This window comes from Flavobacterium sp. ST-158, from assembly GCF_058309975.1.
In genome coordinates this window covers 1-11514 of record NZ_JBZEEN010000006.1, presented here as the reverse complement: position 1 = coordinate 11514, position 11514 = coordinate 1, and the positions used below count along the sequence as shown (strand labels likewise).

Annotated in this window: 11 protein-coding genes; 9 read left to right on the top strand and 2 right to left on the bottom strand. The window is 31.9% G+C overall.

Features of this window, described 5'->3' with window-relative positions:
• Window positions 1–41: 41 nt before the first annotated feature.
• Window positions 42–1574: a helicase HerA-like domain-containing protein gene (locus tag AC4FRF_RS10210; protein ID WP_491159406.1), complete on the bottom strand. Its 1533-nt coding sequence runs from the start codon at window positions 1572–1574 to the stop codon at window positions 42–44.
• A gap of 382 nt (window positions 1575–1956) precedes the next feature.
• On the opposite strand from AC4FRF_RS10210, the gene AC4FRF_RS10205 reads away from it, so the two are divergent.
• The 7 genes from AC4FRF_RS10205 to AC4FRF_RS10175 all read left to right on the top strand — a co-directional run bounded on the left by AC4FRF_RS10205 (window position 1957) and on the right by AC4FRF_RS10175 (window position 8499).
• Window positions 1957–2775, top strand: a complete 819-nt coding sequence (locus AC4FRF_RS10205; RefSeq protein WP_491159405.1) for a MotA/TolQ/ExbB proton channel family protein — start codon at window positions 1957–1959, stop codon at window positions 2773–2775.
• Window positions 2776–2817: 42 nt separating this feature from the next.
• Window positions 2818–3456, top strand: coding sequence for an ExbD/TolR family protein (locus AC4FRF_RS10200; RefSeq protein ID WP_491159404.1), 639 nt, complete (start codon window positions 2818–2820; stop codon window positions 3454–3456).
• 18 nt (window positions 3457–3474) lie between these two features.
• Complete coding sequence (locus AC4FRF_RS10195) at window positions 3475–4026, top strand: ExbD/TolR family protein (RefSeq protein WP_491159403.1); 552 nt, start codon at window positions 3475–3477, stop codon at window positions 4024–4026.
• Window positions 4027–4066: 40 nt separating this feature from the next.
• Window positions 4067–4879 (top strand): energy transducer TonB, encoded by an 813-nt coding sequence (locus AC4FRF_RS10190; RefSeq protein ID WP_491159402.1) that lies wholly within the window; start codon window positions 4067–4069, stop codon window positions 4877–4879.
• Between the two features lie 232 nt (window positions 4880–5111).
• Window positions 5112–6023, top strand: coding sequence for a PstS family phosphate ABC transporter substrate-binding protein (locus AC4FRF_RS10185; RefSeq protein ID WP_491159401.1), 912 nt, complete (start codon window positions 5112–5114; stop codon window positions 6021–6023).
• 51 nt (window positions 6024–6074) lie between these two features.
• Window positions 6075–7745, top strand: coding sequence for a tetratricopeptide repeat protein (locus tag AC4FRF_RS10180; RefSeq protein WP_491159400.1), 1671 nt, complete (start codon window positions 6075–6077; stop codon window positions 7743–7745).
• A gap of 121 nt (window positions 7746–7866) precedes the next feature.
• Window positions 7867–8499 carry a 7-carboxy-7-deazaguanine synthase QueE gene (locus tag AC4FRF_RS10175; RefSeq protein WP_491159399.1) on the top strand — a complete coding sequence of 211 codons (633 nt, stop codon included), beginning with the start codon at window positions 7867–7869 and terminating at the stop codon, window positions 8497–8499.
• Window positions 8500–8556: 57 nt separating this feature from the next.
• On the opposite strand, the gene AC4FRF_RS10170 is transcribed toward AC4FRF_RS10175, so the two are convergent.
• Window positions 8557–9261, bottom strand: a complete 705-nt coding sequence (locus tag AC4FRF_RS10170) for a class I SAM-dependent methyltransferase (protein WP_491159398.1) — start codon at window positions 9259–9261, stop codon at window positions 8557–8559.
• 75 nt (window positions 9262–9336) lie between these two features.
• Between AC4FRF_RS10170 and AC4FRF_RS10165 the strand changes: the two genes are divergently transcribed.
• Window positions 9337–9834, top strand: coding sequence for a YkgJ family cysteine cluster protein (locus AC4FRF_RS10165; RefSeq protein WP_491159396.1), 498 nt, complete (start codon window positions 9337–9339; stop codon window positions 9832–9834).
• A 100-nt stretch (window positions 9835–9934) separates the two neighbouring features.
• On the top strand, window positions 9935–11170 hold the full coding sequence (locus tag AC4FRF_RS10160; protein ID WP_491159395.1) for an ABC transporter permease: 1236 nt from the start codon (window positions 9935–9937) through the stop codon (window positions 11168–11170).
• Window positions 11171–11514 lie beyond the last annotated feature (344 nt).

Genomic DNA, 11514 nt, shown 5'->3' with positions numbered 1-11514 from the left:
AATCGAGCTATTGAAATTGATTTTTGATATTTGAGACTGGTTTATTTCTTTAGAATTTTAGACAGAATTCCAAAAGCTCCTCTTATAAAAGTAGCACTAGTTAGTACTTTTAAAACCGATTTACCTACAACTTCTGTTGTACTCGGTCCTTGTTTAGCAGCAGTTCTTGTTTGTTTTACTTCGTTTTCTTTTGCTTCTTTTTTAGCGTTTTCAGCTTCAGCTTCAGCAATTTTTTTGTTCAACATTTCATAGGCACTTTCGCGGTCTATGTTTTCACTGTATTTTTTTACCAGTTTAGATTTGTTGTTGATTTCTTGAATTTCGCTTTCAGTAAGAACATCCATTCTGCTCATTGGTGCTCTTAACATGGTAGCTGCTAATGGTGTTGGGATTCCTTTCTCGTTTAAGGCAGTTACTAAAGCTTCTCCAATTCCAAGACTCGTTAAGATTTCGCTTGTATTGTAAAATTCTGAACTCGGATAATTGTCAGCTGTTTGTTTGATAGCTTGTCTGTCTTTAGCGGTAAAGGCTCTCAATGCATGTTGAATTTTAAGTCCTAATTGTGCTAAAATTCCACTTGGTACGTCCATTGGATTTTGAGTGATGAAATAGATTCCGATTCCCTTAGAGCGAATTAATTTTACAATAGTTTCAATTTGGTCTAAAAGTGTTTTGCTAGCTTCTTTAAAAATCAAATGCGCTTCATCAATAAAAATAACCAATTCAGGTTGCTCTGCATCTCCTCTTTCGGGCATTTGTTGGTAAACTTCAGCCAATAAACTTAACATGAAAGTAGAGAATAATTTTGGTTTGTCTTGGATATCTGTTAAGCGAAGAATGTTTACATATCCTTTTCCATTAGAGTCAATTCGCATTAAATCATCAATATCAAATGACATTTCTCCAAAAAAGAGTTCAGCGCCTTGCTGTTCTAATTCTATAATTTTTCTAAGGATAATTCCTGTTGTAGAAGTAGAAATTTTGCCATAACTGGCTGTGATTTCTTCTTTACCTTCTTCGGTAATATAGTTGATTACTTTTTTGAAATCTTTAAGGTCAAGCAATGGCATTTTGTTGTCATCACAATATTTAAATATTATGGAAACAACTCCGGCTTGAGTATCGTTTAAATCTAATATTCTAGAGAATAAAACAGGGCCAAATTCTGAAACAGTAGCTCTCAAGCGAACGCCACTTTGTTCAGATAGACTTAATAATTCAACTGGAAAGCTGGTGGTTTGGTATGGAATATTAATTTTGTTATGCCGTTCAGTTATGAAAGATTTCTCTTCGCCTTCTTTAGCAATACCGCTAAAATCACCTTTTATATCCATCATTAAAACAGGGATTCCAAAAGATGATAATTGTTCGGATAATACCTGAATGGTTTTTGTTTTTCCTGTTCCAGTGGCTCCTGCTATAAGTCCATGTCTGTTTAAAGTCTTCAAAGGAATCTTTATATGGGCATTTTTTAGTGTTTCTCCGTCTAAAATTGCTCCGCCAAGTAGGATGCTTTCTCCTTTAGATTGATAACCTTGGTTTATTTGTTCGATAAATTTTTCGTTCTTATTCATAAGGAAATTGTAAGTTTTTAGAATGTTGTGTTTGTGTCTTTGTTGTTTTTTATGGTTGTTTATTTAGTATTTAATGTAATTTTAAGCCTTTTTTTTTGTTAAATGTTTAAAAAAAATCAGTTTTGCTTTTGAGAATTTTATGTTGAAATATTATGCTATAAATTCACAAATTAATAAATTATTTTCTCAATATCTTTGTTTTTTTGTGGTGATATTGATAAAAAAACAATATTTATATTTTTTAAATATTAAATTACGATTGATTAAGTTGAATATAACGAAAAAAAATTTTTTTATTTGAACTAAACATATAAATTTGCGGAACTACAAGTTAATTATAACTAAAATAAAAATTATTTAAAACTATTAAAATTAAAAAAAAATGGCAAACGTTAAAAAAGAAAGCAGTTCAAAAGGAGGAGGAATGATTTCAGGAATCATTATTTTATTATGTGTGGCGGTAGGAATTGTGATTTGGAAATTCATCATGGGATCACCTGCTAACTTTGAAGGAGGAAACCCTGAAACAGGACATCCAATTAATACATTAGGACAAGTTTACAAAGGAGGATTTATAGTACCAGTTTTATTAGGAATGTTATTAATGGTTATTACTTTTTCTATTGAGAGATTTTTTGTTATCTCTAAAGCTGCTGGAAAAGGAAACTTAGATGCTTTTATGGCAAGTGTACAAGCAAGTATCAAAGGAGGACACATTGAAGAAGCTATTGCTGCTTGTGATAAACAACAAGGTTCAGTTGCAAATGCAATTAAATCAGCATTAGTAAAATACCAAGATGTTAAGAAAGAAGGATTCAATAGTGAAGAAGCTTCTGAAACTATTCATAAAGAAATCGAAGAGGTTACTTCTCTTGAAATGCCAATGTTAGAGAAAAATATGACTATCATTTCTTCTTTAGTATCTTTAGGAACTCTTGGAGGGTTATTAGGAACTGTATCAGGGATGATTAAAGCGTTTGGTGCGTTAGCTTCTGCTGGAACTCCTGATCAAGCAGCTCTTGCAACAGGTATTTCTGAGGCACTTATCAATACTGCAACAGGTATCTCTACTTCTATTTTAGCTATTGTTGCTTACAACTTCTTTACTTCTAAAATTGATGATTTAACTTATTCAATTGACGAAGCAGGAACTACAATCGTAAATACTTACAGAAAGTTCAGAGGAAGTTTGAAACAATAATAATTTTTGATATTAATTGTATCAAAATAAAAAACAAAAAGAATGGCTAAAATAAAAATGAAAAAAAAGTCGACATCGACTGACATGACTGCCATGTGTGATGTTGCTTTCCTTTTGCTTACCTTCTTTATTTTGACTGCTACGGCTAAAATTCCTGAGGCTTTGCCTGTGGATACCCCTGCATCAACTACGCAAGTAAAGTTGCCAGATTCAGATTTAGCAACAGTAATTATTGGTAAAGATAAAGGTGTAAACAAAGTGTTCTTTGACTTAAAAGGCAGAGATGTTCGTAAGAGAACACTTGAGTTGATGGCAGAAAAGTACGGATTGACTTTTTCAGAAGAAGATAAGGATAAATTTGCTTTAATGACTGACTTTGGTGTGCCAATTGGAAGTTTAAAACAAATCATTGACATGAAATCTTCTGATCGTGTAAAAGCAGATCAACCAGGTGTGCCAATGGATTCTTTAGATAATCAATTGAAAGAATGGATTTATAATGCTCGTAAAGCTAACAATGAATATAATAATTCTATTGGTAGCAAGCAAGAATTACAAATTGCTATAAAAGGTGATGCTAAAGAAGAGTATCCTATTATTAAGAAAATTATGGATATTTTGCAAGATCAAAATGTTAATACATTTAGTTTAGTAACAGGATTAAGAGGAAAAGATTTTTAATAAAAAAAATATACTAAAATGGCTGAATTAAATACCGGCGACAGTGGTGGTGGTAAAGGCGGCAAAGTAAGAAGTAAAAAACAAAACTCTAAGGTAGATTTAACTGCCATGGTGGATTTGGCTTTCTTGCTAATTACCTTCTTTATGCTTACTACTTCGTTGTCAAAACCACAAGCGATGAGTTTGGGGTTGCCAGATAAAGATCCAAAGGAAAAAACAGATGATTTAAAGGTTGATGAGAACCGTACAATGACTGTTTTACTTGCTGGTGATAATAAGATGTATTATTATATGGGTATTATTAATACTCCAATGGCACCAAAAGAAATTGCTTACGGTAAAGATGGATTTCGTAAAGAATTACTGAAAAGGAAGAAAGAAGTTGCAGCTTATACCGCTGCAAAAGGAAAACCTGAACAGGGTATGATTGTAATTATTAAGCCTAGTAAAAAATCAACGTATAAAAACGTGGTTGATGCATTAGATGAAATGGCAATCTCTTCGATTCCTACCTATACAATCGTTAATGATTTTTTACCTGAGGAAACAAAATTGTTAGAAGGAAAATAAGAGTAATCTTGTTTTCTTAATAACCTAATAATTAAGAAAAATGAAATTAGATATATTAAAAAACCGATGGGTTGATATAGTTTTCGAAGGTCGTAACAAACTTTATGGGGCTTATGAGTTGAGAAAATCTAACCGTAAAACTACAATTAAGGCGCTTCTTATTGGTGCTTTCTTTTTTAGTTTAGCTGTTAGTGCTCCGCTTATCATTAGTTTGATTCCTGATAGAGCAGATGAGGAAGATAACTCAATTAAAGAAGTAAAGCTTACTAAAGTTAATTTACCACCTAAGAAAGAAGAACCTAAAAAATTATTTGCACCACCACCACCACCACCACCACCACCTGTTGATCAGGTTAAGTTTGTGAAGCCAGTAGTGGCTAAGGCAGAAGAGGTAGTTGAAGAACCACCAAAGATTGAAGAAATCAAAGAGAAAAAAATTGGTAATCAAACTATTAAGGGAGATCCAGATGCAGTATTAACAGTTGCTCCTGCTGGTACTGGCCCTAAAACAAGTCAAGTTGTTGAAGAATCTGATGATCAAGTTTATAATACTGCAGGTATTGAAGTAAAACCTGAATTTCCGGGAGGTATGGAGAAGTTTTATTCTTTTGTTGGAAAAAACTATCGTACTCCTGATGAAGGTGGTTTGAAAGGTAAAGTGTATGTTACTTTTGTTGTTGAAAAAGATGGTTCATTAACAGATATTAAAGTATTGAGAGATATCGGTTACGGAACAGGAAAAGAGGCAATTAGAGTTTTGCAAAAATGTCCTAAATGGAATCCAGGTATTCAAAATGGAAAACCAGTTAGGGTTTTATATTCTCTTCCAATTACTATTGTAAGTCAAGATTAATGCTAAAGAGATTTATTACAAATATTCAGAAGAAATCGCTTAAAGAGCGATTTCTTCTCGTTATAGGCATATTGTTTTTTGTGTTGTATTTCGTTTTGGGGCTAATTGTTATATTCATGGATAGCTTCCCATTGCGAATGCCAATGAATTACAGAATTGCTTTTGGAGTTCTTTTAATAGTGTATGCTTTTATCCGCTGTTGGAGGATTATTAACGATAATAAAGAAGAGTTATGAAAAAATTAATGTTGTTATCATTTGTGTTTTTCTTTTTTGCAATTGGATTGTTTGTTTCGTGTAAACAATCGAATTCTAAAAATGATAAAGAAACAATTATCAAAGGTAAGGCAACTATTTTGGTTGATGAAACTGTAAAACCGTTAATTGAGGATCAAATTGCAGTTTTTGAAAGTTCTTACAATGCACAAATTACTCTTGATGCAAAATCTGAAAAAGAAGTTTTGCAATCTTTTCTTAAAGATACTTCTCGTATTGCAATATTATCAAGGCCATTAAACAATGATGAAACGAAGTTTTTTGAACAATTAAAGATTAAACCTAAAACAACTAAGTTTGCTACTGATGCCATTGCTTTAATATCTAATAGAAAAAGTAGTGATACCTTAATAGCAATGAAAGAAGTTGTTGCTTTCTTAAAAGGAAGTAAGCAAACTACAATTAAGGGGTTAGTGTTTGATAATCCAAATTCAAGTTCAGTTCGCTTATTGACAAGTCTTTCAGGTGTAAATGAAGTTCCTAAGGATGGAGTTTTTTCTTTTAAAACGAATGAAGAAGTGGTTAAGTTTGTTGCTGAAAATGATGGGATGATTGGAGTAATTGGTGTTAATTGGTTACTACAGCCTACAACTGAAATTAAGGATTATTTAACTAATATTAACGTATTAAGTGTAGAGGGTTTAAATAAAAATTCTTATTTTGCGCCAACTCAAAACAATCTAGCTGAGGGAACTTATCCTTTGGCACGTGATTTGTTTATTATTAATTGTCAAGGATATTCTGGATTAGGAATGGGATTTGCTTCTTTTTTAGCTGGAGATATTGGACAAAGAATTGTTTTGAAATCGGGAATGTTACCAGTCACTATGCCAGGGAGAAAAATCTTGATTAAAAGCAGAATAAAATAATAATATTTGAGAAGAGATAAAATGAAAATGAATAAATTAAATATAGTTACAATGAACAAAATTAAATTTTTAAGTGTTGCACTTTTTGCTTCTGCTTCTGTGTTACATGCACAAGATATTAATGAAGTGAAGAAACAAATTGATGCAGAGCAATTTCAAAAAGCAAAAACATCTTTACAATCAATTATAAAATCTGATCCTTCTGAGGGGAAAGCGTATTTTCTTTTAGGGAATATTTATTTGAATCAAAGTGTTATCGATTCAGCTAAAATTACTTATAATGAAGGTTTGAAAGCTAAAGATGATGCCTACTTTAATAATATTGGATTAGGTCAAATTGATTTAGAAAACAATAATGTAGCTGCTGCTAAAGCAAAATTTGATCTTGTTAAAGGTGAAATGCGTAAAAAAGATTTTGAGGAGTATGTGTATATTGCTAAGGCATACATGAATAATTCTCATCCTGATTATAAAGCTGCTCTAGCTACGTTAGAATTAGCCAAAGAAAAAAATGGAGATGAACCTCAAGTTCTTTTAACTTTTGGAGATGCTTATTATGGAGATAAAAATCAAAACCAAGCATTTATTTCTTACCGTAATGCATTTCAAGCTGATAATAGCTTAATTAGAGCAAAAGTACAATTAGGTGTTTTGTTGAAAGGAGCAAAAGCATATCAAGAAGCAGTTGCTGCTTACAATGAAGTGATAGCTTTAAATCCAAATTATGCGCCAGTTTACAGAGAATTAGCTGAAACTTATTACTATTGGGCTTTAAATGTACCGGGACGTTATGATCAATATATAAAAGAAGCTTTGTCTTTTTATGAAAAATATATGACATTGACAGATTACTCTTTGGCTTCTCGTATGCGTCATGCTGATTTCTTGATTTTGGCAAAAGATTACAAATCTTTAGAAGTTGAGGCAAACAAAATGAAAGAATTAGATAAAGTAAATCCTAGAATTTTAAGATATTTAGGATATGCTGCTTTTGAAAATGGACATAATGATGAGGCGATTTCTTCTTTAGAATCTTTTATTAATAATCCATCAAATAAAGTAATTTCTCTAGATTATTTGTATTTAGGTCAAGCTAAAATTAGAAAAGGTACTAACGCTGATGAAACTGCAGTTGATCCCCTTTTATTTCAACAAGGTATTGATTTAATCCAAAAAGCTGTTGAGCTTGAACCTTCTGTAGCTGACGGATTAGGAGATTTAGGTAAAGATTATTATGGTAAAAAGATGTTTAAGGAAGCAGCAGCAATTTTAGAAATTGCAACTTCTTACAAAGAAAGTAAAACGTTCTTAATTGATAATTACTATTTAGGAAATTCAATTTATTTTGCTAATGCTGGAAAACCAGTAGCTGAAAGAGATACTATTGCTTTGAAAAAAGCTGATATTGCTTACGGTAATGTATTAGAGGCTTCTCCAGAAACTATAGATGCTTATGTTTCTCGTGCAAGAACTAATAGTTTGTTAGAAGATGATCAAGCTATGATTAAGTATTACCAAGAATATATTGATCATGTAACAGCTAAAGGTCCTGAAGAATTAGCTAAGCCAAATATTAAAGCTAAACTTGTAGAAGCTTATAGTACTATGGCTGCTGGATATGCAAACTTTGATAAGCCTAAAGCAATTGAATATTTTAATAAAACTCTTGCTATAGATCCAGAAAATCAGTATTCGAAACAAGCATTGAAAACACTTCAATAATCGATTTTATAAATTAAAAGCCAGTATCTACTGGCTTTTTTTATGTCCATTTGTTAAGCATTTATTATAATTGAACAATCTGTTTTGTAAATTAGTTATCTTTGCAGCCTAAATAAAAAAAATGCTATCAAAAGAAATTCAATTAGAAGTGAACAAAGGTGCTATGTTACCTTTAATGGAAGAATTTTATACTATTCAAGGGGAAGGATTTCATACAGGTACTGCAGCTTATTTTATTCGAATTGGTGGTTGTGATGTAGGTTGTCATTGGTGCGATGTAAAAGAAAGTTGGAATGCTGAGTTACACCCGCCAACAGCAATAACTCAAATCGTTGAGAATGCTAGTAAATATGCGGATACGGTTGTTGTAACTGGTGGAGAACCTTTGACTTGGGATATGACATTGTTGACTTCTCAATTGAAAGACCAAAACCTAAAAGTGCATATTGAGACTTCTGGAGCGTTTCCATTGTCTGGAACCTGGGATTGGATTTGTCTTTCGCCAAAGAAAAATAAATTACCAACTGAAACGGTTTACGCTGCGGCTCACGAATTGAAAGTTATTATTCATAATAAACATGATTTTATCTTTGCTGAAGAACAGGCAGAACTGGTGAATAATAATGCTATTTTATTCCTTCAACCGGAATGGAGTAAAAAAGAAGAAATGACTCCGCTTATTGTAGATTATGTTATGAATAATCCTAAATGGAGGGTTTCTTTGCAAACACATAAATATTTGAATATTCCCTAATAAAAATCCCAAACAACTAAAACTTGTTTGGGATTTTTGTTTTCATTCTCTTGTTTTTTATATCGAAAGTTTTGCTAAATAATCATAATGTTCGCCTTCTGCGATTAATTCACATCGTAATCCATTTGCAAAAGCAGCATTTTGCAAAGTATTATAATCAAGGTAAAGCCAGGGAAAAGAATCTTCTTTTTCTCCTTTGTAGCTAATGGTAAATTCTAATTCTCCATAATAACCATTGGCAGGAACTTCATAGGCTCCATCTTCGTCCTCGTCAAACATATAAATGATGTCTGAACTGTCAATTAAAATTTGCCCTTCTGGATTTAGTAACGATTTTAATTTTTGAAGAAATTTGGGAGTGTTTTTTAAAGTCCCAAAAATCCCCGTTCCGTTCATTAAAAGAAGAATAGTGTCGTATTTTTCTTTTTCCAAAGTCAAAATATCCTGAACGCTGGCATTTTTTAGACCACGAAGTTGGCATGCTTGAATAGCATTTGATGAGATATCAATGGAAGTGGTTTCTAAATTTCTTTCGTTTTGTAAATACAAACTATGACTTCCAGCTCCACAGCCTACATCTAGTGTTTTTCCATAAGCTAATTGTAATGCTTTCTGTTCTAAAGAAGGCATCTCATCGAAATTTCGAAATAAATAGGAAACACTCATTTCATCTTCTTCTGAAATGGTGGTTTCGGTAATTAAATCTTCTGGAGAATTTTGGGTTTGATAATCAAGTATAGCTTTGCCAAATAGGTCTTTCATGATGTTTGTTTGCTTATTCGTTTATTTGTAATTACGTTTTGTGTAATTTTGTATTTCATTAATCAAATTATTAAGTTGACAAATCCAAAAATTGACATATTACAAAAGTTAGCCAAAGATAAGCATATCGAAAATAAAAAGTATTTTGATAAGCTTAAAAAGAAAACCCCAAAAAATCTGGACTATGTAATGCAGGATTTGCATGATGCTGAATTTAGAAAAACCGATTGTTTGGATTGTGCCAATTGTTGTAAAACAACAGGTCCTTTGTTTACATCGGCTGATATTGAGCGAATTTCTAAACATTTGCGTCAAAAACCACAACAATTTATTGAGCAATATTTACGCATTGATGAAGATGAAGATTATGTGTTGCAAAAATTACCCTGCTCTTTTTTAGATACTGATAATACTTGTTTTATTTATGAGGTACGCCCAAAGGCTTGTCGTGAGTTTCCACATACAGATAGAAAGAAGTTTCAGCAGATTACAGAGATTACATTAAAAAATATTCCCGTTTGTCCAGCAGTTTTCAATATTGTTGAAGAAATGAAAAAGAAATTACCGTTATAGTTTTAGTTTTTACCCTCGGACTTTAGGTGTTTGAAGGGAATTATTAGTATTGGCAGTAATAAAAATGTATTTTTGAAAACCAAATTTCAAATCATATCACTTGAATTTAGAATATTTTATAGCTAAAAGACTTATTAGTGCTAAAAACAATAAAAGTAGCATATCTGCACCTATTGTTAAAATTGCAATTTCTGCTATCGCAATCGGAATGATTATGATGATTGTGTCTGTAGCGACAGGAATAGGATTGCAACAAAAAATTAGAGAAAAAATTTCGGCTTTCAACGGTCATATTATTATTGCTAACTATGATAATAATCAATCAGGAGCAACTTTAGTTCCTGTTTCTACTAAACAAAAATTTTATCCTAAGTTTAATGCTGTTCCAGAGGTTAGTCATATACAAGCAGTGGCAAGTAAGGCGGGGATTATCAGGACAGCCGATGCTTTTGAAGGAATTGTTTTCAAAGGTGTTGGTAAAGATTATAAGTGGGATAATATAAAGGAGTATTTGGTTTCGGGACGATTGCCAGTTTTGTCAGGTCAACTTAATCCGGAAGTAGTCATTTCTCAATATTTAGCAAATAGGTTAAAACTAAAAGTAGGTGATTCGTTTAATACATTCTTTATGAAGGAAGGTCAAAACAAATTACCTAATATTAGGACTTTTAAAATAGTTGGAATTTTTAATTCCGGTTTTCAGGAGTTTGACGCTAGCTTTGTATTGGGTGATATTAGACATGTTCAGCGTATTAATAAATGGAAGTTTGATCAAGTTGGGGCATTTGAGGTTTTTGTAGATGACTTCGATAATATTAATAAAGTAGGAGAGCAAGTGTATGAACATACAGGTTCTACCTTAGATTCGCAAACAATTGTAGAAAAATACAGTTATATTTTTGAGTGGTTACAGTTGTTCGATTTTAATATTGTGGTCATTCTTATTGTAATGATATTGGTGGCAACGATCAATATGGTAGTTGCTTTGTTGGTATTGATTTTAGAAAGAACCCAGATGATTGGAATTTTGAAAGCTATAGGTGCTAGTAATTGGTCAATTCGAAAAATGTTTCTCTATAATGCTTCTTATTTAATATTTCGTGGTTTGTTTTGGGGAAATTTAATTGGGATAGCAATTCTACTAATTCAAAAATATTTCGGAATTGTTCATCTCAACCCAGAGAATTATTATGTAAACCAGGCTCCAGTTTATATCAATATAGTGTATATAGTGTTGTTGAATCTATTGACTGTTGTGGTTTGTTTTCTAGTTTTGCTGATTCCATCTTATATTATTACTAAAATCACTCCGGTAAAAGCAATTCGTTTCGATTAATTCAGACTGTTACAAACAGTATTTTTTATGGAGCTATTTCCTGCTATCCGCTTCAATCTTACTCGCCGAACCCCGGTAAGTAAGGATTTCCGCTGCTATCAGGGCTAGGGAATAGTCTTTGCAAGAAAAATATCCTTTATTATTTAGGGTAAAGAATGGTGTTTGAGTCAAAAACTCTCTGCATATTGATGGTGAATCTTCTTGAAACGCGATAATACAATTATCTATTTTCTTACAAATGATAAAAAAGTTAAAATCCAAGTTGTATATTTTCAGTGAGTTAAAAAAAAGATTAAAAATAGTTGGTTAAAAAGTATTGAATAACGGTATAGAGTGACTACTTT